This is a genomic window from Myxococcus sp. CA033, from assembly GCF_013336625.1.
In the GTDB taxonomy this organism is placed as follows: Bacteria; Myxococcota; Myxococcia; order Myxococcales; family Myxococcaceae; genus Myxococcus; species Myxococcus llanfairpwllgwyngyllgogerychwyrndrobwllllantysiliogogogochensis.
This window is the reverse complement of sequence record NZ_JABUMU010000023.1, coordinates 1-26,683: the sequence shown is the minus strand read 5'-3', so window position 1 is coordinate 26,683 and position 26,683 is coordinate 1. Positions and strand designations below refer to the sequence as shown.

Genomic DNA, 26,683 nt, shown 5'->3' with positions numbered 1-26,683 from the left:
GGACTCGCAAGGAAGTGGCAATGAAGCGCTTCACGTCGATGCTTGTGTTGAGCGTCTCCCTGCTCCACGGCTCGGGAGGTTGTGGGTCATCCCAGCAGAGCCCTGCCCCAGAATCCGAGCTGGGACAGTCGCGAGAGCGGGTGCTCAATGATGACCCGCTCGTCATTCCTCCCTTCTCCATGATGCACACGGAGACGAAGTCCACCGGCACCACGCCAGGGCAGGTGGACGCGAACTTCAACGTCACCTCGGACGGCGCGGCGTCCTATGGCTTCCCGCTCTGGGTGCCTCAGGGCCGCGCGGGCCTGGAGCCGAAGCTGTCGCTCGGCTACCACAGCCGCGCGGGCAATGGGCTGGTGGGCGTGGGCTGGGCGGTCAATGGCTTCTCGCAGGTCATGCGCTGCCGGAAGACCTTTGCCCAGGACGGGCTGACGGCCCCGGTGCGCTTCCTCCCGGAGGACGCCTTCTGTCTGGATGGCAAGCGACTGGTGGTTGTCGCCAGCAGCGGCTCGCTCATCGAGTACCGGACGGAGGTGGAGTCGTTCTCCAAGGTGCTCGCCCACATCGACGGCACGGGGGCTCCCGACTACTTCGAGGTGTACTCGAAGGACGGTCGCATCCTGTCCTACGGCAAGCACGCCACCACCCTCTCCCGTCTGGAGGGGCAGCGGATGAGCTTCACGACGGACCCGGCGACCGGGGTGGTGTCTCAGGGCCCCGACACCACCGTCCGGTTGAGCTGGGCGTTGTCCGAGGTCCGTGACCGCGCCGGCAATGATTTGCGCATCCGCTACGTGCTGGATGGCAACGCGAGCAGTGGCTACGAGCACGTGCCCGACCGCATCGACTACACGGGCCACGCGAGCGACACCACGGACAACCTCCGCCGTCGCAGCGTGCGCTTCGTCTATCCGGTGGCGGCCCGTCCGGACTCGGAGGTGCGCTTCGTGTCGGGCTTGAAGCTGCGCGCGTCCAAGCGGCTGTCGCGCATCGAGATGTATGGACCTGGCCTGGCCTCGACGCCCACGACGCGCAATGACGTGCTGCTTCGCGCCTACGAGCTGAGCTACCGCGTCGCCCGCGTCACCCGCAGGAGCTTGCTTGATCGCGTGTTCGAATGTGACGGCCAGGGCATCTGCCGGGACCCGGTGGAGCTCAGCTACACGGAGGGCGTGGACTGCAGCGCCAGCCCGGACAACGACTGTGATGACCCCGTCGTCCAGTTGCGTGACTTCCAGGCCGTGACGGCCACGGAGCTCGTGGGTGGCAACTACGTCCCCATCCGCGACGTCAAGACGCTGGGGGCTCCGGACGCCACCCTGGGTGGGCAGATCATTCCGGGCGTCCAGGACTTCTGGACGCTCCACACGCTGGATATCAACGGCGACGGACGGGATGACCTGCTCTACCGCCGCAACGACCAGGCCCGCATCATCTCCGACCCCGTCTATGGCAACACGGTCAGCCTGGGTGACTCTGTCTGGTACTACCGTCTGGCCGCCAGCGCGGGCGTCTTCGGCCCCCCCATCAACGCCCAGCTCCCCCTGTCCAAGACGGGCAATGGCGACGACGACCTGCGCATCGTCGACATGAACGGCGACGGCGTGTCGGAGGTCGTCGCGCTCCAGCGCGCGGACGCCAGCGGACAGAACGGCTACTACCAGTTGTATCGCTTCAACGGCTCGGCGTTCGAGGCGGCCAACATCCAGGCGGCGGAGACGTTCCAGTTCTGGTGGGAGGCCGCGACGTCCACGACCCCCGTCCGCGTCCCGGTGATGCAGGTCGCGGACATGAACGGTGACGGCCTGCCGGAGCTGTTCCGCTCCACCAAGTCCCCGCAGCCCTATGACTGGGGCTACCGGATGAACCAGGGCGGGTTCGCGCTGTCGGCGTATACGCAGGTGCCGCTGCGCTCGGGCGTGGACCACGCGGGCTACACCGTCGACGTGGACGGCGATGGCAGCACCGAGGTGCTGGTGCGCACCGCCGACACCCGCACGGACGACGACTTCTCCGCGCAGTACCTCGCGGTGGGCGTGGGGGCGGCGGCTGCATACCGGTACGCCGACGCCGGGCTGTCCGCGGTGCCGGTGGCGTCCTCGCCTTCGCTCAACTGGCGCTGGCACTACAACAGGACCTGGTTCGTGGACATCAACGGCGACGGCCTCGCGGATGCGGTGAGCAGCCGGAGGGACCGCGACACCGACTCGCACGGGACGCTCTACGGCGACCTGCTCATCTCCATCAACACGGGCAACGGCTTCATGCCGCCCGTGGCGCAGAACCTGGACGCGAGGCACGAGCTGAGCCCCTCGTGGATTCGCCCCAATCCTCGCGGCCTGGACCCCGGCGTGCGGGTGATGGACTTCGACCGCGATGGTCGGCAGGACCTGCTGGTGACGGACGCGGGGGACTACAGCGGCCGAACGGAGACCCGCGCGAAGGTGTGGGTGCTGCTGGGCCGGGATGACCACTTCGAGCCGCGGGAGCTGGACATCCCCGTGGGCCACTCGACGGGAGGCACCTCCGTCGCGAAGCCCTTCGGCTACGGGCAGCGCTTCTCCCAGGTCTTCGACGCGAACGGAGACGGCCTCGCCGACATCATCCAGGTGGAGGACGACCTCTCGGTCCCCGTGGCGCAGCAGAAGGCCTACGGCGTGCTCCGCGTGTACCTGCGCCAGGGCGAGCTGCCGGACGCGCTGACGGCCGTCCGGGTGGGCAAGCATGGCAAGGCCGTGACGGCGCGCTACCAGCACTTCCTGCAGCAGCCGGCCGCGTCGGGACAGCCGCGCATCCACACCCCCGGCACCTGCGTCTACCCGCAGCAGTGTCCGCGCAACATGTGGGTCGTCGTCGAATCGGGCGTCGACGACGGGACGCGCACCAGCAACTTCAACAAGTTCTTCTACGCCTATGAGGCCGCTCGCACGGACGTCCAGGGCCATGGCTGGCAGGGCTTCGGCAAGCGCACGCTCATCAACCGGCAGACGAACGCCACGACGGTGACCACCTATGACAACCAGTCGCGGACCAGCGGCCTGTACCTGCGCTCGTTCATTCCCGCGACGGAGGCGACGGCGCTGACGCTCGCCACGGGCGTCCGGCACGAGCACCAGCGCGGCCACCTCTACACGGTGGCGACCAGCGCGGGAGGCCGGCCCTTCCTCTACGCGAACCAGGTGACGGACGAGTATCGGGAAGGCACGGGGACGACGCTGCCCCTGACGCGACGCAGCCGGCAGCTGCAAGCGCAGGACGCGCACGGCAACGCCACCACGACCGACCAGTTCGATGACGAGGTGCTGGCGGGGGCGCTCACCGGGCGCTCCTGGCACACCAAGACGGAGGTGCCCATCATCGACAACCTCGTGGCGAACTGGCTCATGGGCCTGCCTCGCCGGGTGGTGGTGACGAGCACCACCGCCGACCTGCGCACCCAGACGCGGGTGCTGACACACGAGTACGACAGCCGGGGCCTGCTGCAGCAGACCGTGATGGAACCGACGGGCGGCGCGGACGTGACGTTGACCACCCTGTACGGACGGGATGCCTTCGGACTGGTGGAGCAGGTGTCGCGCACCGGTTCGGGCACGACGCGTGTGGAGCGCACGCATTACGACGCGGTGGAGCACCTGCTTCCGGCCACCACCTTCAACGCCCAGGGGCACCGCAATCGCATGGCCTATCACCCCGGGCTTGGGATTCCGCTGGTCATCGAGGACTCCAACGGGTTGCTCACCCATCACCGCTACGACGGCTTCGGACGGCTTCGCAGCACCGTCGCGCCGTCGGGTGAGACGGAGCTCGTCAACTACGGCGCGGACTCCCTGGGCTGGCTGAAGGTCACCACGCAGGTGGTGGGCGGTCAGCAGACGGCCGTCACCGCCGACAACCTCGGCCGCGAGATTCGCCGTGACACGCGGGGCTTCGACAACCGCATCGTCACCGTGCTGAGCAGCTACGACGCGCTGGGCCGCAAGGTGAACGTGTCGAGGCCGTACTCCGGGGTGGCCCCGGTGCGCTACTCGGTGGCCACGTATGACCTGATGGACCGTCCGCTGAGCCTCACCGCGCCGGAAGGGGGCGCCGTCACCTATACGTACGACGGCCGCAAGACGACGCGCCTGGACGAGCGAAACAACAAGACGACCACGGAGTCCAACGCCATCGGTCAGCTCGTGGCCAGCAGTGCCTATGAGGCCACCGGACGGGAGCTGCGGACGACGTATGCCTTCGGCCCCTTCGGCGTGCTTCGCCAGGTGACCGACTCCGCGGGCAACTCGGTCGTGCTCGAGCACGACGTGCTTGGCCGCAGGACGCAGGTGACGGACCCAGACTCGGGCGTGAGCACCACCCTCTACAACGCCTTCGGCGACCCTCGTCTGGAGACGGATGGGAAGGGCGGACAGACGGTCTATGACGAGTACGACGCGCTGGGCCGCCAGAAGCGGGTGACGACGCCGGATGGCCAGTACGCCCTGGAGTGGGACACCTCGCTCAAGGGGGCGATTACCAGCTCCACCAGCCCGGACGGTGTCACCGTCGCGCACCTCTACAACATCAAGGGCCAACTGGAGCAGAGCACCTGGAACATCGAGGGCTCCGCCTACGCCGTCAACCGCACCTATGACGCGAACGGGCGGCTGGCCACGGTGCAGTACCCGCAGGCGGGCGCCCGGCGCCTCTCCGTGGTCCATTCCTATTCGGACTACGGCTTCCTGAAGGAGGTCCGTTCCCCCACCGAGCCCAAGGCGTACTGGACGGCGCAGGGGTACGACGACCTGGGGCAGCTCACGCAGGAGCAGTTGGGCAACGACGTGGTGACGCACCTCCGTCACGACCCCAGGGGCCGGCTGCGCTTCATCGACTCGAAGCGTGGCGCCACCGCGCTCCAGGGCCTGGCCTACGAGTGGGACCTGGAGGGCAACCTCCTCAACCGCAACGACGTGCTCTCCCGGACGACGGAGGACTTCGAGTACGACACCCTGGACCGGCTCAAGAAGTGGACCGTGTTCCAGAACTGCCGCCGGTCCGCCCTGGAGTACCACTACGACGACCTGGGCAACCTGCTGGAGCGCCGCGTGCTGGAAGGCACCGGGACGGCGACCACCAGCACGTATACCGGCCCGGGAGCGGGGCCCCACGCGGTGAAGCAGACGCAGGCGGGAGCCTACGGCTACGACGCGAACGGCAACCAGGTGAGCGCGCCGAGCCGGGCGGTGACCTACACCGCGTTCGACCTGCCCCGGCGCATCACTGGCACGGGCCGCGAGGTGAGCTTCAAGTACGACGGTGGCCAGGGGCGCGTGCTCAAGCGCAGCAGCCTGGGCGGTGTCACGACGTACGTGGGGGGCCTCTACGAGAAGCGTCAGCAGGGCGGCCAGACGCAGCACGTCTTCCATGTGTCGGGCGGCCCGCGCACCGTCGCGCAGGTCGTCTGGACGGACGGCGGCGCGGACCAGACGCTGTACCTGCTGGGCGACCACCTGGGCTCCACCGAGCGCGTGGTGGATGCCCTGGGCAACGTGCTCGACGGGGAGCGGATGAAGTTCGAGCCCTTTGGCGCCGGACGGATGCCGCACGCGCTGCCCGTGGCGGCGTCGGTGGGAACCAGCTCGGTGAAGAAGGGCTTCACGGGACACGAGGCCGATGACGAGTTCGGCCTGGTGAACATGGGCGGGCGTATCTACGACCCGGAGACGGCGCGCTTCCTCACGCCGGACCCCTTCGTCCAGTTCCCGCATGACGGTCAGTCCTACAACCGCTACGCCTACACGTTGAACAACCCGCTCCGGTGGACGGACCCGACGGGCTTCCAGGCGCAGGGGGATGACCTGCCGGATGGAGGCGAGACGATTGTCCGGGCGCCGCGATACCAGCCGCCGAACCTGGAGGCGGGCGCGGGCGCGGCGGAGTGGGGGGGGCCTCCGGCGGAGCTGTCTCGCTCCGCGGACCAGAACGGCACCAGCAGCCTGGAGGCACAGCACAAGGCCCTGGTCCGGCAGCAGCCCGGCAACCTGCCGCGCTACATGGCCCAGCACGGTCTGTCCCAGCCCACGCTGGGGACGTACTACGGCACCGAGCACGAATGGCAGATGGCGCGGTTCGAGCACTACCGGCGCATGACAGGCGAGGTGGTGAAGGTCGGCCTGGAGTTCGTGGCCGTGGACCTGCTGACGCGCGGCGTGGGTCGGGTGGCGAAGTTCGCCTTCCGGGCCGCCATCGTCGACGGAGCCATGGCGCTGCGGATGGCTGGCTCCAGCACGACCTCCTATGCCCGGGCCATCATGTTGGGCGGAGGCTGCTTCGTCGCGGGCACACCGGTGCTCGCGCTCGCGGGGCCGGTGTCCATCGAGGAGGTCCGAGAGGGAGACTGGGTCTGGGCATGGGACGAGGAGACGCAGGAGCCCGGCTGGCACCAGGTGTCACGCACCTTCGTCAAGCCGGACCGGGCCGTGCTGCTGCTGGAGCTCATCTCCGAGGACGCCGGGTCGCTGGAGGCGCTGGGCGTCACCGCCGAGCACCCCTTCTGGGTCCAGGGCCGGGGCTGGACCCAGGCGCAGATGCTGGCGCCGGGGGACGCGCTGCAGACGGTGGCGGGCAATCCCATCCGGGTCCATTCGCTCCAGTCGCTGCCGGGGCCGGAGACCGTCTACAACTTCGAGGTCGAGCACGCGCACACCTACTTCGTGGGCGAGCTGTCCACCTGGGTCCACAACATCTCGTCGATTGCCGCCAGCCGGGTGGCCCTCAACGAGCTGCCCGAGAGCGTCCTGTACCGCATCTCCAAGGGCGGTTTCGGCAGCCCCAGGAATCCGCGCCCGCCCACGCTCGCGGAGTTCAATCCCCGAATCTACGAGCTGTCCGCCGGGGAGCTGTCGGGGCGCATCGCCACGCGACTGCACCCGACGAATGACATCCAGCGCGGGGGCATCCTGAAGATGAGCAACGACGACCTGATCATGTTCCGGCTCGACGACCCCATCAGCGCCAGCGGGGCGAAGGGGGGATTGAGCCTGTCGGGTGGCCACCACCGGACGGAGGAAATCATCCGGCGCGTGCAGAGTGGTGAAATGGACCCTGGAACCATGGTCAAAGTCCTGCTTCATGACTGACCTCGCCTCACTGAAGAACGGCGCGGAGGCCGAGCTGCTGGGGGCCCGTGATTCGGGCCACCTGGACGACCTCCGCGCGCGGATCGCTGATTGGCCGCCCGCGCTCAGGGCGGCCTATGGCCCGGTTCTGGTCGCACTGGGAAGCCCGCCCCTGTCCGAGGAAGGTGGGGTGCGGGGCCTTCCCGGGGCGTCGGAGCGCCAGGGCGCGTGCAGGTTGGCGTTGCTGGCGATGTACGTGGACACGGGCACTCCGCGCTGGTCCAGCGGGATGCTCGACAAGGTCCTCGACGCGGTGCTCGCCGTTCCCGGGGGCACCTGCGATGACTTCCTGCTGGCGCTGTGGCGGATGTGTGACGTGCCCTCGTTTCCGCTCACCGTGGTGGGCGTCCGGTTCATCCGTGATGTCGTCCGCGCCCTGCTGACCCGACAGCGCCGAGGGATGCCCGTCGACCTGCGGTGGCTGACGCCGCTCGGAACGGGGCTGACGCCGGCGCGGGCGTGCTTCAGCTACCTGGTGCTCGCCCTGAAGCCGGAGTGGTTCACGGATGCGCTGGAGCAGTCCTTCCGGGGCGCGGTGAAGGACCCAGAGGTCCTGGAGGAAGTCTTCCCTCCGGGGCCCTGAATCCCTCGCGGCAGGGGCTCTTCCACGAAGGTGCGGGACCGTACGGCCGTGCACCATCTCCGCGCTCCGCCCCTGGGGCCCGCCAGCGGCCCTCCCTGCCTCCCCGCGCCCGCTCGCCTGCCCGCAACGGGTGCTCGACTTCGCCCAGGCTCCCCGAGATGATGGCCGCTCGCCCTCATCGAGCACCATGGAATCCCCCAGAGCTGAAAGGCCTCGTCGGCGGTGGGCTCGAATCGTCGCGGGCGCGCTCCTGCTGCTCATCGTGCTCCCCGCGCTCGCGCTGCTCACGGCGTGGGTGGTGCTGCACAACCTCGACCGCCCCTGGGTGAAGCAGCGCCTCCTCCCCAGGGTGGAAGCGGCCACGGGGTTGCAACTGGACTACCAGACGGCCCACGTCGCCATCCTGTCGGGGCTGCGACTCGAAGGATTGGTGGTGCGGACGCCGGCGCCGTTTCAAGGCCTGGCGCCCGAGCTGCTGCGCGTCGGCACGCTGGAGGCGCGGTGGTCGCCGGGCTCGCTCCTCGGTGGGAAGACCCTGGTGGAGCGGGTGGCCCTGCGGGACGTGACCGTCGTCCTGGTGGCTGACGACGCGGGCCCTACGTCCCTCACGCTCCTGACGCAGCCCGAGGCAACCCCGGAGCCACTGCCCACTGAAGCACCTCTTGGAACCTCGCGGCAGCTCGCTTCCTTCCTGGCTTCGGCGCCTCCCGTCGGGAAGGTCGAGGTATCGGGCGTGTCGGTGACCTACGTCCGCGTCCGGAGCGGCGAGGTCGTGGACCGCTGGTCCTTGCGCGGGCTCGCGGCCGTGCTCGACCTGAAGGAGCAGGACGGCAGATGGAAGGTCTTCGCGAAGCTGGGCGAGACCGGTGCTCCGCTTCCCCTGGAGTTGAGCCGTGAAGGCCCCGCCGCTCCCACGGGTGTGGCCGCGCTGGAGCTGGCCCTGTCGGTGGAGGCAGGGGCCGAGGCCGCTCGCGCCCAGGTGGACCTGGATGTCACGCGGCAGACCTTCGATTCGCGGTTCACCGTTCGCACCCTGCTGCATGGCGCGGTGTCGGCGCGGTTCGATGCCGAGAAGCGGCACAGCATCATCGAGCTGGAGCGCACCCGACTGACCGACAGCGCACAGGTGGAAGTCCTGGCGGTGCTTCCGGATGCGGCGGACCTGCCCGTGGTCGTGACGCGGGCCCTGGCGGATGTGGACCTCGGACGGTTGTCGCAGGCGGTTCCCTCCGAGTGGCGACCCGCCACCCTCGAACGCGGCAAGGCGCACCTGGATGCGCGGGACGTCACGCTGGGCGCGATGCCGACCCTGGGCACCCAGGGCAAGCTCGGGCTCGATGTCGACGTCACCTCGCTCCGGATGGCCCAGGACGCGCTTCACGTGGCGCTCGGAGATGGACGCGTCTCCCTGGTCGCGACGCCCGATTCGAAGCAGGGGCTGTCCGCTCAACTGACCTTCGCGCTGCGGGGGCTGGCGGTCGACGGGCCCACCACGTTGCGAGTCCCGAAGGCCCAGGGCGAGCTGAAGGGACACCAACTGCGGCCGGAGCCCTCGTCTCCGCTCATGGTCGCGGGGGACGCGACGCTGTCCGCCACGGTGGATGCGCTGGACGTCCGTGCCTCGGGTGTCCACGCGAAGGCCGAACGGATGGGCTTCCAGCTCCGAGCCCCGTTGGCCAAAGAGCCGCCCTTCGCGTTGAGCGCGGACCTGCCCGTGGGCGCGCTCCAGGTCGTCATGGCGGATGGCCGCGAGGTGCTGAACGGCCCCGTGCACCTGAAGCTGGACGCGTCGGAGGTGTTCCCGCTGCCCGACGACCCGGGGCGCAGCCGTGCCCATGCCCGCGTGACGCTCGATGTCGGCGCGGTGCATGCGTCCCTGGATGCCACCAAGGGAACGGACGACGTGGCGTACACCCTGGCCCTCAAGACGCCGGACCTCGTCATCGCGCGGCCCTTCATCCCCAACGACATCGCCGCGCGTCTGGGGTGGAAGGAGCTGGGCGTGGACCTGACGTCCAAGGGCACGGTGACGGCGCTCTTTTCTCCCTCGCCTCGCCTGGACCACCGGACGGAGCTGCGCGTGCAGCGGCCGGTCTGGGACGACGTGACGGCCAGCAACATCGCCCTCGTGCTCAACTCACGGGGAGATGCGTGGCGACACAAGGGCGAACTGGACGCGCGGGTCGAAGGGCTGCGCGCCGGTGAGCTCGAGGTGGGGACCCAGCACCAGTTCATGACCCTGGAACTGGACCGCCGGAAGCCGGCGCTCCGGTTGGTCGTCACCAGCAAGGAAGGGCTCAAGGGCGGGGCGGATGTCGCGCTGTCCTTCGACCGGAAGGCCCGTGCGCTTCGCGGCGATGTGACGGCGGACCTTCCGCCCCTGGGTCCCCTGTCAAAGCTCCTGGCCCGGTTCCATGTGCCCGCGGCGGTGGATGCCTCGAAGTTCGCGCTGAAGCTCGACGTGCACGGCACCCTGTTCGGCGTCTTCAAGGACATCACCTCCGAGGGAGAGGTGCGGCTGATGCCTCCTCCGCTGCGGGGCGTGGGCTTCGAGGGGAAGGCCGTGGTGGACGCGCTCGGCATCCGCTGGCGAGAGGATGCCCTCTCCATCAACCTTCCCGCGGTGCGCTGGGTCGTCGAGTCGCGCATCGATGGACCTCGCCGGAGCGTCCACGGCGACCTGACCGCGGAGAAGCTCACGGTCGGCTTGCGGGACCGTCGGTTCACCTTCGCGGACCTGTCCCACGACGCCACCTTCACCTTCTCCGACCAGTGGGAGGCGGACGAAATCGAGGTGAAGCAGAACCTGAAGGCGCGCACGCTCGAGCAGAAGCCGGCGCTGCCCTATCCGGTGCAGGACCTGACGTTGTCGTTCACCGCGCGCCGCAAGGCCTCGGGCGTCATCCATGTCCCCGACCTGTTCCTGTCCAATGGTGGGACGAGCACCGAGCTCAAGGTGAGAGGCAGGCTGGACCTCAGCGAGGAGCGCCGACGCCTGGCGCTGCGGGGACAACTGTCGCAGGACCTGTCCAAGCTCGCGCAGCCCGGTCGCCTGGAGAGCAGCGGCAAGGTCGCGGTCGAGTTCCGGGTGGCGTCTCCCGACCTCGTGGCCTTCCGGACCTTCTCCAGCCTGCTGTTCCAGAACGTGAACGTCCGATTGCCCGAGCAGGGAATCGCCGTCGAGGCGCTCGACGGCAACGTCCCGCTCACGGAGAACTTCCAGTTCACCGAGGGCCAGGTGCGGCTCCTGGACGACATCGACGTGAACCCGTACCCGATGCTGCGGTTCGCCGACCAGCACCCCTTGCTGTCGCGCAGCGGGTTCGTGTCGGTGGCCCGCATCACCACGCCGCAGGTCTCCATCTCACCGCTGGCGGGCAACCTGGCCATCAACCAGCACGTGGTCTCCATGACCCAATTGGAGATGGGCGTGCGCGGCGGGCGCATCACCGGACAGTGGCTCCTGGACTGGCAGGGAAAGCAGTCGACGCTGGAGGCGCGCGTGCGGGCCACCGGCGTGAAGTCCTCGCACGGCGAGCCCTTCGACGGAAATGCCGCCATGGTCATCTCCGCCAAGGACCGCAGCATCAACGGCCGCGCGGAAATCCTGCGCATCGGCAACCGGCACCTGCTCGACCTGCTCGACCTGGAGGACCCTCGCCACGTGGACCCCGCCACCAACCGGGTCCGCTATGCCTTGAGCCTGGGCTATCCGGAGCACGTGCGAGTGAGCTTCAACCACGGCTTTGGCAGCCTGAGCATCACCATGGGCGGTCTGGCCAAGCTGCTCAGCATCAACGACATCCGGGGCATTCCCATGGGGCCCATCGTCGATCAGCTCATCAAATCCGTTCCCTCCCTGGAGGCCGCGCCATGAAACACCGCGGGTTGCTGCTGGTGGCCGCGCTGGCCGCTCCCGGGTGCATCAGCGCCCCGGAAATCGTCATGGTGGACCGCGCGACGGCGCTCGAGGAGCAGGCCTCGGGCTCGTTCAAGGACGTGGAGCAGCGGCTCGCGCGCGCGGGCATGAGTCCGACGCCGGTGCCGCTCACGCCCAACCAACTGGAGGAGCTGGGCATCCAGCCCACGCCCCTGGTGGAGAACCTGGGCAGGACGCAGGCGGACCGCGTCGACGAGCTGCTGCGGCGCCACTGCGTGGGTGAGGGGAAGGACGGGCTCCTCGTCGACACCCGTCGTCGCTGTCAGGCGGGGCGTCTGACGTCCGACGACGTCGCGCTGATGGAGCGGGTGAACCGGTCCCGGCTCCAGCTCTGGAAGTGGATGCGGACCGTGCGCCCGGCGGTGACAGAAGAGGCGCTGCGCCAGAGCTGGCATCAGATGCACGCGGAGGGCGTGGTCTGTGGTGGCTGGGTGGAGGCCGCTGACGGTACCTGGGGAGAGAAGAAGTGCTGACGCCCCAGGGGCGGTGCTTGCTGGTGCTGGCCCTGCTCGTCGCGAGCGGCGCGAGCGCGCAGGATGACGAGAACGACGGCGGTGTGCGCATGCCGACACGGCTCACCGTGGGCGTGGGTGACCAGTTCCTCGGGCAGTTGGGGCCCGATGAGAACACGTTGATCTTCGCGTCCAACCGCAACATCGCGACCGAGCTCTACACGCAAGACCTGGAGAAGGGCCGCGAGCGCCGCCTCTTCGACGAAGGCGCCGAGGTGACGTGGCCGCGCGTCAGCCCCGACGGGAAACAGCTGCTCTACATCTCGTTCCGGAATCAGGCCGGCGGCCAGTTGTGTGTGAGGGATTTGCCCGGCACGGAGGAGCGCCGCTGCCTCGACGAGGAGGCCAACGCGCTGCAGGCGGAGTGGATTGATTCGTCACACATCGCGCTGGTGAGCCGGGCCACCATCCAGGGGGACCTGCGGTTGTCGCGGGTGGAGCTGGGGCGCGAGTGGAGCGTGAAGACGCTGCTCGAGCGCAACCTGACCAGTCCCACGCTCACGCCCGATGGGCGCTGGCTGGTGTACGTCCCCGTCGAGCGCTCCGTGACGCAGGTGGGCCCTGGCTTCGCCGCGCGCGCCGCCACCCACCTGGAGGCGCTGCGGTTGGACGTCCCAGGCGCGACTCCCATCGCGATGGACCTGGACCTGCCGGGGCAGACCGGGCAGCCGGTGTTCTCGCGCGATGGGCGCTTCCTGTACGTGGTGCAGTTCTTCACCGACTCCACCGGGGACGGGATGATTGATGCCAGCGACACCGGGGTGCTGTTCCGGGTGCCGTTCGAGGTGGAGCGCGACGACGCGCCCGCGCTGGCCGCCGCCGCCAGTCCGACCCAGCTCACCAGCGCGTCCTGGAACTGCCAGTACCCCGCGCCCGCGTCCGCGTCCCTCATCGCGACCTGTTCACGCGCGCAGTCGCTGGATGTGTATCAACTGCCACTGGATGGGCAGGTCCCCAGCACGTGGGAGGTGCCTCAGCTCAACGAGGAGCTGAAGATGGTCGGCAGGCGCGCCGACCAGCTCCTGCTCTACCGCCACCGCCTGTTGCTCGAGGCTCGGCCCAAGGTGCGCCGTTTGTTGATGATGCGCTTGAGCCGGCTCCATCTGGACTCCGAGGACTTTGGCGCGGCGGAGTTCTACGCCGACCAGATGCGGCGGGTGAGTGACCCCGCCACCACGGGCCTGGAGGAGCCGCTGCGAATCCTCATCGACCATCGGCGCGCGCTGAAGGAGCGCGAGCGCGGTCGCATGGTGGAGGAGCTGAGCGACGCGGAACGCAAACGCATGGCCGCGCTGGCGCCCGCCGTCGCGCCCAGTCCGCCCACCGAGGTCCTCCAGCACGTCGTGCGCAGTGAGCTGGCGGAGTCCGCGGGGGACTTCTCGCTGGCCCGTCAGGAGCTGGAGTCGGCCCAGGCGCGGATTGTCGACACCACGCCCCGCGGGGTGCTGGAGGCCTGGTACGCCCAGGCGGACGCGCTGTACCGCAAGCTCGATGACCGGGAGGCCCTGGTCGAAGCGGGACGCCGGCTCTCCATGCACAAGGTCTTCCCGGCGGATGACCAACTGGACTTCGCACGCGCCGCCGTCAGCGCTATGTACCGGGGGCGCCCCTATGCGGAGGCGGATGCCGCCATGGCCCAGGCCCTGGCCTCCGCCCCGGCTGGCTCCGCCTACGCGTTCGCCCTGGAGCTGGGGCGACACGTCAACGCGGTGCACGACGAGCGGCCTCCTCGCCCCGTGAGGGATGCGTTGATGGCGTTCTACCGTCAGCAGCAGGACCCCTTGCGCCGACGCGCGGTGGTGCAGGACGCGGTCGAGCGTGCGTCGGGGCTCGGCGCGGACGGCGTGCTGGAGGCCCTCGCGACGGTGTACGTCGACGACGCCCCGCCCGGCACCGAGGAGCGTCGCCGGGCCGAGCGGTTGTTCCGCCGCGCGCTGATGGGCCGCGCCTATCGCCGGTTGGCGAGGCAGCGAAAGGACGAGGCCCGCGCTGACTTCGACCTCGTGACGAAGCGGACGGGCTTTCTGGAGAGCGCTGTCGAATCGGTGAGCTTGCGCCTGCGCGCCGACGTCAGCCCCGAGGTCGTGGAGAAGGAGGTCACCACCACGTCCCCAAGCATGGCCAGGCCGCTCACGCACTTCGTGAAGGCCTACGTCATGGCGCGCCAGCTCCCCAAGCTGGATGACAAGGCCCATTCCCTGGCGGTGAAGGCGGCCGTGCAGGAGCTGCGCCTGGCGTGGCCGGAGCTCAAGAACCAGCGCGCGGTGCAGGCCCTCCTGGGCGCCATTCACCACGAGGACTTCCTGCGCAGCCGCGCCCCCGCCGCCGCCGAGCGCGCCAACCGGCACTACATGGTCGCCCTGGACCTGATGCGCAACAACGTCCGCTACAAGGCGATGATTCTCGGGGCGTTGGGGATGCTGCACACCCAGGTGGGCAACTACCACATCGCCCTGGGCTACCTCGACCAGCGGGACAAGCTGCCCTACGTGGACAACTGGGCGGGGCTGGCCGTCTCCCTGGCGCGGGCGCGAGTGCTCCTGCATGTCGGGCGTGACGAAGAGGCCGCGAAGGCGGCGGACCAGGCCCTGGCCATGGTGGACGCCACCCCGAGGCTGGCCCGGTTCACCCCGCTCGCGGTGGACCGCGCGGCGCTCTACAACCTCGCTGCTGGCAAGTTCGAGCGTGCGTTGGCGCTCTATGACCGAGAGCTGCCCATCGTTGAAGCGAGCGCTCGTGACGAGGAAGGGCTGCGCAACCGGCTGGTGGTGAGGCTGGCCCGCTGCGCCTCGTCGCTGGGGATGGGCCAGCCCGAGCGGACGTTGGCGGACCTGGACCAGGTGGAGCGCGACCTGTCAGCTCCGGAGGTGAGGGCCTCGCTGAAGTGGGCACGCTCCACGCCGGAGCACGTGCTGCGCACCTATCGCATCATCGTCGCGGGCCTGCGTGCGAACGCGGAGACCCGGCTCGGGCGACTGGATGCCGCCGCCCGTTCGCTCGAACAGCGGCGAGAGCTGTTCCTGGAGCAGTTCGACCAGTTGGATCGGGATGAGGACGTCCGCGCGGTGACGCTGGCGGAGATGCGGCTGGCCGAGAATGCCGTGGACCGACAGGACCCGGCGCTGGCGGCCCGGTGGCTGGGCAAGGCGCTGGAGCACGCGGATGCGCTGGTGGCGCGCACCCATGCACCCGTCGATGCGGGTCAACTGGACGTGCTCTGGTTCGCGGCGCAGTTGCAGGCGAATGGGAGCACACGGATGCCCTTCGATGTGCCCGAGCGCCTGGGCAAGGCGCGGCGCTCCCTCATCGACCAGCGCGACCCGTCCTGGCGCGCGTATCTGGCGTGGTTCGAAATCTACATGGCGCTCAACGCCCACCCGCCCACGGAGGTCCGCGACGCACAGGTGGTGCCCGCCCAGCCGTAATCGGCGCCCCCATGCGAGACTGAAGGCATGACTCGTCATGGCACCTCTCCGGCACCGCCATCCGACAGTGAATGGAGCGAGCTCGAGCAGTCACTCGTGACGTCCTGGCGCCTGGAGACCCTGGCCGTCCATGCCGACCTCCTCCAGCAACGGGGAGACCCCCGTGGCGAGCTGATGGCCCTGGACCTGAACCCCACGCCCGAGGACCGGGGCTGGCGGCACCGACGACAGGCGCTGCTCGCGGAATGGCTGGGCGAGCCGCTCGCGGCCCGCGCGGGACACCTCGTCCAGCATGGCTTCATCCACGCGCTTCGCGATGACCGCTTCCATCCTCCGGGCCTGCTCGACAGTCCGCTGGGGGCGTTCGTGCGGCGCTACACGGTGCGCGGTGATGAACAGGCGCTGGCGCGACTGGCGAGCCGTCCACGGCCCTGGCTGGTTCAGCTCACCTTCATCCCTAGCGGCCCCGGTGTGCAGGTCAGCGACACGGTGCGGGATGCACTCATCGCCGCGACGCCCCATCTCCAGGAGCTTCACCTGCTGGGGGCACGTCCTGTGTTCGACGCCTTTCCCCATCCCTCCGTGCGCCGCGTGTCCGTGGGACAGGAGAACCTCCCCGCCCGACGAAACACCCTCGCCGTTCCGGAAGGGGTCGAAGTGCGTGGCTGTCCTCACGCGGAAGGTCGTCGCGGCCCCTGGGTGGAGGACGCGGAGGTGGAGCTCGCACTCGACGCGGTCCACGAGCAACCTGACTGCGGCCGGCTCCAGGAGTCCTATGACGGGCTCTTCACCGAGGTCGAGTCTGTGTCCGCGCTGCTTGCGCGCCTGCGCTCCGCTGGACTCGTCACGATGGACGGCCCTCTTGTCCGGCTGACGACGGCGGGGCGTGTCCAGCGCAACCTGGAGCCCCTCCGTTCTCCTCGGCTCCCCGCCGCGCAGCTCGACTTCGGCCGTTGGTTTCTCTGGGCCGAGGCGCGTCGGCGGACAGGGGAACATGACCAGGTGCTTATCGGCAGCCTGCGCAGCCATATCCCCTGGCTCGAACAGTGTCTCTCGCGCGTCCCTCTCGACAAGCGCGTCCAGGATACGCTGGTGAGCTATCGCCGCTTCCTCATCGACACGCTGGTTCCAGCCGATGAGCATGAGGTCCGCGCGTTCGACTCACCTGATGCTCTCGCCGAGGCCGTGGAGACGCTGTTGGAGCTGGAGGACCTGGACCTGGGGTTCATCCACCAGGAGGACCCCTTCGCCGAGGAGGCGCTCCTTCCACTGGAAGCCGCGCTCGACTCCACGCGGGCTCCTCGCCAGGCTCTCTTCCACCTGGTGTGGGGCTCTTGATTCGGACGTGACGGCGGGTTGGAGGAACGCCTGGAGCTTTCATTGCTCAAGGCACGGAGTAGAGCCCGACGATGTTCGGGTCCAGCGTGGCGCTGGAGAGCCGCAGGCCCGTGGCGGCGCTGACGCTCGTGACGTCACTCACGCCCAGGTCCGTCAGGGAGAACGACACCGCTCCCAGCTTGGACTGCACCGTGCCGGGCGGGGTGCCGGTGATGCTGCCCACGCCGCTCGTGTACGAGACAGTCGCCAGGGCGGTGGACGTGGTGCCCGCGGCGGAAGGGGTGAAGTCGCTCGCGAGCAGCGCCAGTGAGTAGCCGCCCACGGGCTGGTTGGACGCGTTGACCAGCGTGACGGTGACGCTGTCGCCCAGGGTGGTGGAAGTCGTCGTGCTGTCGACGATGAAGAAGCGCGTCTTCGCGGTGAACGCGGTGCCGAACTGGAAGTGGCCCGTGCCCACGTTGTTCGCGCCGTCGTGGATGCCCAGTCCGGAGGCGGCCACGTTGGCGTTGGCGGGCGCGGTGCCCACGGCGCTCGGCGTGTTGCCGCCGGTGATTCCCTGGGCCGTCGCACCCACGAGCTGGGTGAAGGTGCCCTCCGCCGTGGTGAGCGACGCCAACTGGGCCACGCCGGTGAGGACGGCCGGAGTGCCCGCCGTCACCGCGCCCGTGAAGGTGGCGCGGGTAGCGGGAAGGCGCGTGGGGCCTCCTCCGACGGGAGGCTCGGCCTGGGTCGTGATTTCATGGGCGATGCGGTGGAGGTTGCCCGCGTCGGTGGCGCTGATGCCCAGCTCGGCCGCCGCGCTGCCCGCGCCCGTGGCCAGACTTCGGGGGTCGTTCTGCGTCACCCTGGCGAACAGCACCGCCGCGGACAGGTAGCTGCCGTACTTGCTCGAGTGACGGCTGTCCTGCGCGCTCCACAGATTGAACATGCCCGGGGAGATGCCATCCGCGGGGTTCGGGTCGGCCAGCCCCTGGTCCACCGCGCGCAGGAAGCCTTCCCCCACGCGGGCGACCCCCGTGAAGCCCAGGTCCCGGGAGGCCTTGAAGTAGGAATCACGCAGGTCCGTCTGCATCGCCTGCAGCCCCGAGGTGCCGCTCGGGTAGCCCTGCGTGCCCACGCCCGTGGGCGAGGCCCAGGTCTCATACAGGAACAGGTTCGCGGCCGGGTTCTTGGAGAGCACCAGTGAGAGCAGGGTGCGCGCGGCGTCCGTGAAGGCCGTGGGGGCGCCGCCTCGCGCCGTGGGCAGCGGCGTCGTGCTCTGCTCCTGCAAAACGACGGCGGTCCAGATCGGCTGGCCGATGATGGCGGCCCTGTTGGAGGCATGCCAGCCGAGCGTCTGGCCACTGGCCGTTTCAAGGCTGACATTGAACGAGAGGCCCGCCTGCACGGTCAGCTTCTTGAAGATGCCAGGGATTCCTCCCACGCCGGAGCCGTTCGTGTCGGTGACCGCGGCCTTGTTGTACGAATAGGCCGGCTCCTCGTGCCCGTGGGTGAAGCTGTTGCCCACGAAGAGGATGGTGTCGCCCGCGATGGCGGCGCTGGAGTCGTCCAGGGCGCCGTCCTCCTCGGTGGCCGCGAGGGCGGAGCATCCCACGCCGATGGAGAGCAGGCTCCAGGTCATCAGTCCCAGCAAAGTCACCTCGATTGGAGAACGGCGCACGACGCCTCCCTCACGACTTCGAGCCCGACGCCCCTCGGAACACCTGGGCCTTGCTCCGGGCCCTACACCTTACGCCTCGATGGTTACCCGTGCAGCTGGTGCCGCGACGGTGTGTGCCAGCACCGTCGCCAACGCGGTGAAGACGCCCAGGATGATGGGAATTCACGAGGCGCGGCCATGAGGGCAGTGCAGGGAACAGCGGTCCTCCTGTCAAGTCGCCGGGACCCGGTGCGCGAGGCGGCGACTCAGGGGATGCGTGCGTCGAGCCACGTCAGGTGCGCGTCGATGGTCTCCGATACGACTTGTGCTTGCTCGGATGCACCAGGCTCGGTGTATGGGTTGCCAATCTCCTTGTGCTTCCACTTCACCCAGGTCTGCTTGTACCAACCCCAATCGAGGTTCGTTCCCGTTGACGGCGGCGTGGCGCCGGCATACCCGGAGAAGGCGCGAATGCCCGTGGCGGGGGCGACCTCCTGGCCTCCCACCACATGGAAGATGTGGAGCCGGTCGCGACGAGGGAACTGGGCGGTCAGGTTCGTGGCCCACGCTCCATAGAAGGTGCCCCAGGGCCGCACGGGGTTGTTGATCTTGCTGTCGAAGGTCCCCAGTTCGTCCTGGCTGTTGCGACACACGCCGTCGAACGACGACACATAGATGTTGATGCCGTCGAGCGCCGTGTTCGCGCGAAGCGCCTGGGCCAGGCGCATCACCAGACATCCACCCCGCGAGCTGCCCGCGAGATAGATGGAGCGCGTCTCCGGACGGACCTGGGCCTGCAGCCAGCCCACGAACCCGTTGACGATGCGCTGCTTCGTGTCGCTGTCGTCCAGGTGGTTGAAGTTGCTGTCATTGACCAGGGCCAGCCAGGTCTTCCCTCGAGGAAACCATCCCAGGGTGTCCAGCTTCATCGCCAGTGAGCGGCCGTCCAGACTCACGTTGGGGCAGGAGACGCTGTCGCAGGACGCATCCCAGTTCGACGACTGCCCCGTGACGCCACTGGAGTGGCCGCTGCTCGAAATCTTCTGGCCCGCCGACATGACGACGAGCGCTTCTCGCACGCCAGGTGCATCCGCCTCCGCGATGCGGATGTCGTGGAGCGTGCCGTCTGAGGCGCCCGCCGCGCGGAAGTGCTCGAAGCCGGCCGCCGCCTGATAGGCACCCGAGGCGTTCTTGTAGACGACGCGCCGCGACACCACCGTCCTGCTGGCGCCGCTGGGATAGGCCAGTGCCTGGGCCTGGGCCTCCAATGCGCCATCCGACTCCAGAGTGCCGCCACAGCCCGTGAGGATGCCTCCGAGCAGCAGGCCCCGATTCATCCATGAGAAGACACGACGAGAAATCCCTGGGGTGAGAACCATGTGTTGCACCGCCTCCTGGAAGGGTATGAAGTGAGTCTTTCATATCTTTCCAGGTGGGCAGAGAATGCTTCGAAGTCCTTCGAGAGAACGACGTGGGGCGGGGCGCCCGGGTGCTCGCGCAGCGCGCTGCGTCGCCGTGTCGTTGGGCCTGCTGCTCGCCTTCGCGTCCACGGGGGCGCGCGCGGATGGGTTGTCCGTCATCCCCTACGGCGACAACTGCTGGGGCACGGGGACGGACGCGGACCGGGACGGCCTGAATGACGACTGTGAGCAGCAGGTCGCGCGCTGGTTCATGCCGCTGTTCTGGTTCGACACGGGAGAGAGTGGCTACGAGCGCCGTCCCTACTTCGCGGTGAAGAGCGAGGGCTTCGCGACGCGGACGCTGCGCATCTTCTATCTGGACACCTTCTTCGAGGACACGGGCGTCACCACCGGCCACGACGGCGACCCCGAGTTCCAGATCTTCGAGGTCCATTACTCCGGGGGCCGCTGGTATCTCGACTGGGTCTATCTGTCGGCGCACCGCAAGAGCGTGTGTGAGTCGTCCGCCTGGTATTCGTACGAGCAGCTCGAATACGACACGCGCGACGCGCGCAATGCCTACCGTGGCTGGCCCGTGCTGTACGTCGCCGAGGACAAACACGCGACGTACAACAACCTCGCCACCTGTGACAGCGGGTGCTTCGCCCAGGATTACTGCAGTCGTCACGTGGCCCAGTACCTGGACACGGCGTCCGCGCCGCTGGTGTCCCGCAACGTGGGGTCGACAGGGGTTCCGCTCATCAACTCCGTGGTGTTGAACGGAAAGACGGAGCGGTTGCTCGACGACGTCGACTTCAAGGGCTGGGATGACCAGTGGTACCGGCCGAACTCGAAGGGGTACTTCCGGCACCTCAACGACTTCGGCTTCTAGCGCCACCGGGAAGTCGACGCATGTCGCTCGAACCTCCTCGAGTCCGCTCTCGGACGCGCGTGGCCGTCGTCACGGGCGTCGCCGTGCTGCTGCTGGTCCTGGCGGTGGTGCTCCCCGCGCGTGACGGTGGGGTGGAGAAGGTCCGGCGCCCGGAGACGGCGGTGCCGGAGGTTCCGAGCGCGCCGGTGGTGGCACCTCGGGCTCCCGAGGTCCGCGAAGCGCGTGCGGCTTCGGCGCCCATTCCCGCCAATGTCTCCGGAGAGGCCCTGTCGGCGGCGCTGAACGAGGAGCGGGTGGTGCTCGCCTCCAGCACCTTCATCGAGCGCCTGGAGATGGACCGGCCCTGGGCTTGTGCGGGTGGGCAGGTCTCCCTGGCGGGCAGGGTGGGGGGCGCGCCGGAGTCAGGTGCCCTCTACCGCTGGGTGTGGCCGGGAAGGGAGGCGGCGGCGGAGCTGCATCCAGGGGCTCGACTCCAGTGGCGCGCGCCCGCCGAGCCGGGCACCTATTTCGTACGCTTCCAGGTGTGCAAGGACCTGGGCGGACGGCGTGTGGGCGTCCTGGCCGAGGAGCTGCTCCGAATCGAGGTCCGTGACTGTGACGACGACGGCGCCGCGCGAGAGGAGGGCCAGCTGCGGGTCGACATCATCCAGCGCGCCAATGGGGCCTTCCTCTTCCGTGCCGTCTCAGCGGAGTCCGAGTCGCTGTCCGGTCATGCCTGGGACTTCGGTGACGGCAGCACCGCGTTCACGTCGGGGCCCGAAGTCACTCATGCCTATGACACCCGTGCGCTGGACGTCCGGACCTTCACGGTGAGGCTCCTGGCCGGGCGGGGCGAAGGGGCCGCGCTGAGCGCCACCGCCTTTGTGAGTGTGCGCGGGCAGCCGCCTTCCGATGAGCCGCTGCCGGCGACGCTCGCGTTGTCACGCGCTCGTGTGGGCGCGGAGGAGTGGCGGAGCGAGGTGTCCGTCGAAGTCCCGGAGCCAGGCGTCGTCACCTGGGAGCATGTGGAGCGCTCGATGATTCACTGGAACGACCAGGTGGACGCCTACACGCTCCCGTGGCGAGAGGTCATCACGGTGGAGGCGGAGACGGGCCGTGGCGGCCTCCGGGGCTTCGTCACGGTGCGCCCATCCGAGCTGGCGGTGACCGTGAAACGGGTCGTCGATGTCCTCCACGGACGCGACGAAGCCGGTAAGGCGGTCTCCTTGTCGTGGGCCTCCTTCAAAAGAGAGGCCGCGCCCATGGCGCCCTCCGTCGAGGCGCGGCTTCCCCTCAAGTAGCGGACAGCATACGCGTTGTCCCGTAGGCGTGTTTGTCGATGCGGGCCAATGCGTGGCATTCGCTTGCCCGCAGAGTGCGGGCGGTGGGCTTGTCTGGGAATGATGTCGCATTCGACCTGAGTCCAATTGGCTTGAGATGCACCTCCTGGACATGTTGCCAATGACAGGGTGTGAACACGAAAGGCTGGACTCGATGGCGAATCTACTCGACCTCATTGGGGAATCCGCGCCGTATGTCCATGTCTACGACCTGGTCGTGGACAATGGCGTGCTGCACAGTCGCTTCAAGCCGGAGCAGCAGCGATACGGCGAAACGACGTTGATGAGCTGTTCGGAGGCGCTTCGCACTCTGGCGGTCCACGGGGTGCTGACCTGTGCCGCGGCGAATCCCAGTCAGGGCAGGCACTACTATCTCGCCGCCAGGGCGGACCTCCAGGTGTTCCCCATCCAGGCGACCACGTCGGGCTCCTTTCACTGTGTGGGGCGCGTGGAGCGGATTGAACAGCGCAAGCAGTTCCCCTACTTCAAGGCGACCACGACGTGCTTCACGGAGAATGGCGAGCGCTACGCGGTCATGGATGGGGAGTGCATTGCCCTCCCCGAGTCGGCGTTCGTGGCCATCAAGGGGGCTGATGCGGCACCGGTGGCCGCGCGGGCCCCTGGTCAGCCCAGTCCCTACAGGGACCCCGTGAGGCCGATGAAGTTGGAATGGACGAAGCCCGGTGAGGTGCTGCGGGCCTGGCTGGAGGGGTTTCCCCGCGAGGACTTCGCTGGCCACTTCGATGTGCGGGCGCTCTGTCCCTTGTCCCTCCTGGCGGGGAATGCGTTCTCACTGCTGCGTCACTTCCCTGGCTTCGACGCCTATCGAATCAGCAAGTGTCTGGCCACCTGCAAGGACGTGCCGCTCCCGGGGGAGCCCATGCTGTTCAACTGCATCGCCGAAGCGGCCGGCCAGTTCAAGCTCACCGCGGAGAATGGCCAGGGCAAGCACCTGGCTGCATTTCATCTCGAGGCGCGACCCGACTCGCATGGATGAGGCGCCGCTGAATCAGCCCGCATGGCCGTTCAACCTTCCCCGCAGGAGATGAACCGATGCTCAAGGATGGACTTGTCGGCACCTGGCAGCTCGTATCCCTGGCGAGCCTCCTCCCCGATGGCAGCAGGGCCCATCCTTTCGGGCATCAGCTCCTGGGGATGTTGATGTATGACAAACATGGAAACATGTCGGTGCAGTTGATGCGGGGCGACCGCGCCCGCTTCCAGTCCGCGGACCTGCTGGGGAGCCAGGAGAAGGAAGCGAAGGCCGCGCTGGACGGAGCCGCCGTGTACTTCGGGACCTACGAGGTCGACGAGGAGACGGACACGGTCTCTCACCACATCCAGGGCAGCCTCTTTCCGAACTGGATGGGGACTGTGCAGCGACGCAAGGCCGTCCTGGATGGCCATCGGCTCTTCCTTCGCACCGAGCCTCTCGCGTTTGGGGGCAGCCATGCCGTGGTCGTCCTGGAATGGCGCAGGTTGACGCCCTCGTCCACCTGAGCCCCGTGGCGGCGGAGCCCCAGGGATTCTTGCCCTGGCGGCTTTGTCGTCGCGTGAGCCTGGATATGTTTCACGCGGGGAGAACAAGACTGGCTCGAAATCCAGTTGCTCCTGTGATAGATGCGTTCGGCGATACCTTCACTGGATGGGAGCCGAAAAATGTTCAAGCAGCCCGCGAAGTTGGCTTGTGTCGTCGCGCTGGTCCTGAGTGGTTGTGGTGGTGCACCCGAGGAGTTGTCCGTGGACGGGGCGGAGGTCATCGAGTCGACCGAGCAGGCCCTCATCTGGGCGTGTGACGGGACGCGCGCCTTCAACCGCTACTGGTACGTGAACAACATCGAGGTCGGCCGCGAGTACTGCGACTGCCCCGATATCCTCAACAAGTTCGGCGAGCAGCGGGGCCGCTACACCCAGGAGCGCATCGCCTACTGCGCTCCTTGAGCCGGCGCGCCGCGCTCCTTCCGCTGTGCCTGCTCCTGCTCGCGTGTCACGCCGAGCAGGAGCCCGTCACGCCGCCCCTCGCGGGAGACTCCTGCTACGAGCACGTCCGGCGTCTCGCCGCGCATGACCCGTGCTCTCCAGCCGGGTACGCTTGCGGGATGACTCGCGCCTGGGTCACCGAGGTGTTTGAGGGCCTCGAACGACAGTCTTCCGAATACAAGTTCGACGACGGTATCGACGGCTCCAGGGCCGGCTACCGGGTCGTCCATGGCGACGAACTCCAAGGGGTCTTCCAGCACCACGCGGGACGCGACGAGACGGTCATCTACCGCGCGCGTCACACGGGCACGGAGGACCATGTCGTCACCATCGAGCATCTTCCGCGCGGGCAGGGCTATCGCATCTACCCCTGGACCCGCCAGCCCTGAAGTGCGTGGGTGTAACCGCTTTCATGCTCGCGCCGTAGGAGAGGTCTCTCCGTCCCTGAGGAGCACCTCCATGTCCGGTACCAAGGTCGCCGCGAAGGTCCTCGCCAAGCCGTTCTTGTCCTCGCCGAAGGCCGAGTTGGCGAAGCCGAAGCCGGTCCTCCCTCAGGCCGCGAAGCCGGCGAGTTCCTTCGCGCGAGACTCCTTTGATGCGGCGCAGCGGAGGCCTGGCCCGGACCTGACGGGCGCGCCTCGCGCGAAATCGAGCGCGACCCCGCCGACCGTCAGCGAGGACAGGTCCGGACGGACGGTGGTGAACCTTGGCGCGGGGGACGACACGGCGACCGTCTCCCAGGGCCCCAAGGGCGGGCTGACCATCACCAGCGGGAGCTCGACCATCCAGCTCACGGCGGAGCAGGCCGGGAATGTGGTCATCAAGGGCGGCGACGGAAACGACAAGATTACCGTGGACGTCAACGTGACGACGGGCGTGGCCATCCATGGCGGAAAGGGAGATGACTATCTCCAGGGTGGTTCGGGTGATGACTCCATCCGGGGCGGAGATGGCCGGGACGTGGTGTATGGCCTGGGCGGCAATGATGCCGTGAGCGGCGGGGCGGGGCGGGACTACCTGGATGGCGGCCGTGGCGATGACAGCCTCAAGGGCGACTCTGGCAAGGACCAGGTGATTGGCGGGCGGGGCAATGACACGCTGGCCGGCGGTTCGGGGAGCGATGTGCTCGCGGGAGGGGCCGGCAAGGATGCCATTGACGGCGGCTCCGGGCGCGATGAGGTCTATTCGCAGAAGAACGACACCGTGGCGCGCTCGCGCCAGGACACCGTCACCACGGTGGACCTGAGCGAGGACGTGGGCACGTCGGTGACGGTGAAGGGGGATGCGAACTTCCAGGCGCGTGTGCAGTCGGACCTGGAGGCGTTGGAATCCCTCCCGGTGGGACGGGAGCTGCTCTCGGGGCTGGATGCCAGTGGCAGGTCGACCACCATCCGGGAGACCTCGGGTGGAGACTCGGCCTCTCCGACCAACGACGACGACTCGTGGTTGAGGCCCGATGGGACGCCGGGGCCGGGCTCGGACGCGACCATCAAATACAATCCCACCGACACGGAGTACTACGAGGGGGACGAGTCCTGGCAGGTGAAGCCCCCCGTCACCACGCTCTTCCACGAGCTGGTGCATGGCTACAACTACGCCACGGGGACGCGCGCACCGGGAGAGACGGACGGCGTGAACAACCGCGAGCTGGCCGCGGTGGGGCTGCCCTATGACCACGACGGCGACGCCAGCACGCCCGACATCCGGCCCTCGCACCCCACCGAGAACAAGCTCAGGGAGCAGCTCGGGCTGACGCCCCGCCCGGAGTACTGACGGGCGAGGCGTCACGCGGAGGAGGCCGTGGCTCAGGGCACGAGGCTGACCTCGTAGCCCACGTCCACGTTGAAGATCTCCGGTTGGCACGAGAAGTTCGGACTGCGAACCGTCGCCTTCCAGCAGAGCTGAGCTCCTCTGGAGGGCGAGAGGTCCACCACCGTCTCGCTCTGCCCGACCGCGAACGGCACGCCCAGCCAGGTGGGCGCGGGATTCGATTGGCAGCCCCCTTCACCGCACAGCCTGCAGTCCGAGGCGACGGAGTAGGAGATCTCCGCTCCCGATGGAGAGGACTGGCGCTCCGTGGGGAAGCGGTCGTCCTTGCGAACGCGCACGCGTGAAATGGCGCAGTGGGGCGCCGCGGTCTCGCTGATGACCGTCGAGCGTGGCGGGGAGCACGGGGCCGGGCTCGGGGACCGGCCCGGAGCAACTCATCAGCAACACCAGACACAACAGCCCATTTCAAGGACGCAACGCACCTGGCTGCCACGCATCATGGACTCCCCCTGTGGGGCGCACGGGCGACCCGGGCCGCAACGAATCATCATTGGGCCATCCCTGACAACTGGCCCCAGGGGCCTGTCCGTTCAACTGCCTCCTTAGAGCCTCTATCAAATGTGAGGATAGAGGCTTCGGAAGAGCATGACGCAGCAGCCGAGGACGAGGAAGCCGAAGTGGACGTCGTCCCTGCGCTCGTCACGGACACGGAGCCGACGAAGTTGATTTTT

16 protein-coding genes are annotated in these 26,683 nt (G+C 68.4%); 13 read left to right on the top strand and 3 right to left on the bottom strand.

Features of this window, described 5'->3' with window-relative positions; all coding sequences use genetic code 11:
• Positions 1-20 precede the first annotated feature (20 nt).
• The 6 genes from HUA78_RS35650 (at position 21) to HUA78_RS35625 (ending at position 16,952) form a co-directional block, all read left to right on the top strand.
• A complete protein-coding gene (locus HUA78_RS35650) occupies positions 21-7,115 on the top strand; it encodes a polymorphic toxin-type HINT domain-containing protein (RefSeq protein ID WP_174478214.1) in 7,095 nt (2,364 codons plus the stop codon).
• Entirely contained in the window at positions 7,108-7,737 is a 630-nt protein-coding gene (locus HUA78_RS35645; protein ID WP_174463365.1) for a hypothetical protein, read from the top strand. Before HUA78_RS35650 ends, HUA78_RS35645 begins: the two co-directional genes overlap by 8 nt.
• Positions 7,738-7,924: 187 nt before the next feature.
• On the top strand, positions 7,925-11,614 hold the full coding sequence (locus tag HUA78_RS35640; protein ID WP_174478213.1) for a hypothetical protein: 3,690 nt from the start codon (positions 7,925-7,927) through the stop codon (positions 11,612-11,614).
• Positions 11,611-12,150, top strand: a complete 540-nt coding sequence (locus HUA78_RS35635) for a DUF1318 domain-containing protein (protein ID WP_141641522.1) — start codon at positions 11,611-11,613, stop codon at positions 12,148-12,150. Before HUA78_RS35640 ends, HUA78_RS35635 begins: the two co-directional genes overlap by 4 nt.
• On the top strand, positions 12,144-15,614 hold the full coding sequence (locus HUA78_RS35630) for a PD40 domain-containing protein (RefSeq protein WP_174478212.1): 3,471 nt from the start codon (positions 12,144-12,146) through the stop codon (positions 15,612-15,614). Before HUA78_RS35635 ends, HUA78_RS35630 begins: the two co-directional genes overlap by 7 nt.
• A 96-nt stretch (positions 15,615-15,710) precedes the next feature.
• Positions 15,711-16,952, top strand: a complete 1,242-nt coding sequence (locus tag HUA78_RS35625) for a hypothetical protein (RefSeq protein WP_174463362.1) — start codon at positions 15,711-15,713, stop codon at positions 16,950-16,952.
• Between the two features lie 46 nt (positions 16,953-16,998).
• On the opposite strand, the gene HUA78_RS35620 is transcribed toward HUA78_RS35625, so the two are convergent.
• Positions 16,999-18,612: a cell division protein FtsK gene (locus tag HUA78_RS35620; RefSeq protein WP_371745740.1), complete on the bottom strand. Its 1,614-nt coding sequence runs from the start codon at positions 18,610-18,612 to the stop codon at positions 16,999-17,001.
• A gap of 245 nt (positions 18,613-18,857) precedes the next feature.
• Positions 18,858-19,928, bottom strand: coding sequence for a hypothetical protein (locus HUA78_RS35615; RefSeq protein ID WP_254624078.1), 1,071 nt, complete (start codon positions 19,926-19,928; stop codon positions 18,858-18,860).
• 106 nt (positions 19,929-20,034) lie between these two features.
• Between HUA78_RS35615 and HUA78_RS35610 the strand changes: the two genes are divergently transcribed.
• The 7 genes from HUA78_RS35610 (at position 20,035) to HUA78_RS35580 (ending at position 25,955) form a co-directional block, all read left to right on the top strand.
• Positions 20,035-20,883 (top strand): hypothetical protein, encoded by an 849-nt coding sequence (locus HUA78_RS35610; RefSeq protein ID WP_254624077.1) that lies wholly within the window; start codon positions 20,035-20,037, stop codon positions 20,881-20,883.
• A gap of 20 nt (positions 20,884-20,903) precedes the next feature.
• Positions 20,904-22,163, top strand: a complete 1,260-nt coding sequence (locus tag HUA78_RS35605) for a PKD domain-containing protein (RefSeq protein WP_174478210.1) — start codon at positions 20,904-20,906, stop codon at positions 22,161-22,163.
• Positions 22,164-22,356: 193 nt separating this feature from the next.
• Positions 22,357-23,199, top strand: coding sequence for a hypothetical protein (locus tag HUA78_RS35600; protein ID WP_174478209.1), 843 nt, complete (start codon positions 22,357-22,359; stop codon positions 23,197-23,199).
• A gap of 56 nt (positions 23,200-23,255) precedes the next feature.
• Positions 23,256-23,702, top strand: a complete 447-nt coding sequence (locus HUA78_RS35595; protein ID WP_174478208.1) for a lipocalin-like domain-containing protein — start codon at positions 23,256-23,258, stop codon at positions 23,700-23,702.
• A gap of 159 nt (positions 23,703-23,861) precedes the next feature.
• Positions 23,862-24,143, top strand: a complete 282-nt coding sequence (locus tag HUA78_RS35590; RefSeq protein WP_174478207.1) for a hypothetical protein — start codon at positions 23,862-23,864, stop codon at positions 24,141-24,143.
• Positions 24,140-24,571, top strand: a complete 432-nt coding sequence (locus tag HUA78_RS35585; protein WP_174478206.1) for a hypothetical protein — start codon at positions 24,140-24,142, stop codon at positions 24,569-24,571. Before HUA78_RS35590 ends, HUA78_RS35585 begins: the two co-directional genes overlap by 4 nt.
• A gap of 70 nt (positions 24,572-24,641) precedes the next feature.
• Positions 24,642-25,955 (top strand): M91 family zinc metallopeptidase, encoded by a 1,314-nt coding sequence (locus tag HUA78_RS35580; RefSeq protein WP_254624076.1) that lies wholly within the window; start codon positions 24,642-24,644, stop codon positions 25,953-25,955.
• 32 nt (positions 25,956-25,987) lie between these two features.
• On the opposite strand, the gene HUA78_RS35575 is transcribed toward HUA78_RS35580, so the two are convergent.
• Positions 25,988-26,290: a hypothetical protein gene (locus tag HUA78_RS35575; protein WP_174478204.1), complete on the bottom strand. Its 303-nt coding sequence runs from the start codon at positions 26,288-26,290 to the stop codon at positions 25,988-25,990.
• Positions 26,291-26,683 lie beyond the last annotated feature (393 nt).

Coding starts and splice junctions, on each gene's coding strand:
- HUA78_RS35650 (WP_174478214.1), top strand. CDS start 21: ATGAAGCGCTTCACGTCGATGCTTGTGTTGAGCGTCTCCCTGCTCCAC.
- HUA78_RS35640 (WP_174478213.1), top strand. CDS start 7,925: ATGGAATCCCCCAGAGCTGAAAGGCCTCGTCGGCGGTGGGCTCGAATC.
- HUA78_RS35615 (WP_254624078.1), bottom strand. CDS start 19,928: ATGAATCGGGGCCTGCTGCTCGGAGGCATCCTCACGGGCTGTGGCGGC.
- HUA78_RS35635 (WP_141641522.1), top strand. CDS start 11,611: ATGAAACACCGCGGGTTGCTGCTGGTGGCCGCGCTGGCCGCTCCCGGG.
- HUA78_RS35645 (WP_174463365.1), top strand. CDS start 7,108: ATGACTGACCTCGCCTCACTGAAGAACGGCGCGGAGGCCGAGCTGCTG.
- HUA78_RS35590 (WP_174478207.1), top strand. CDS start 23,862: ATGTTCAAGCAGCCCGCGAAGTTGGCTTGTGTCGTCGCGCTGGTCCTG.
- HUA78_RS35600 (WP_174478209.1), top strand. CDS start 22,357: ATGGCGAATCTACTCGACCTCATTGGGGAATCCGCGCCGTATGTCCAT.
- HUA78_RS35605 (WP_174478210.1), top strand. CDS start 20,904: ATGTCGCTCGAACCTCCTCGAGTCCGCTCTCGGACGCGCGTGGCCGTC.
- HUA78_RS35595 (WP_174478208.1), top strand. CDS start 23,256: ATGCTCAAGGATGGACTTGTCGGCACCTGGCAGCTCGTATCCCTGGCG.
- HUA78_RS35610 (WP_254624077.1), top strand. CDS start 20,035: ATGCTTCGAAGTCCTTCGAGAGAACGACGTGGGGCGGGGCGCCCGGGT.
- HUA78_RS35580 (WP_254624076.1), top strand. CDS start 24,642: ATGTCCGGTACCAAGGTCGCCGCGAAGGTCCTCGCCAAGCCGTTCTTG.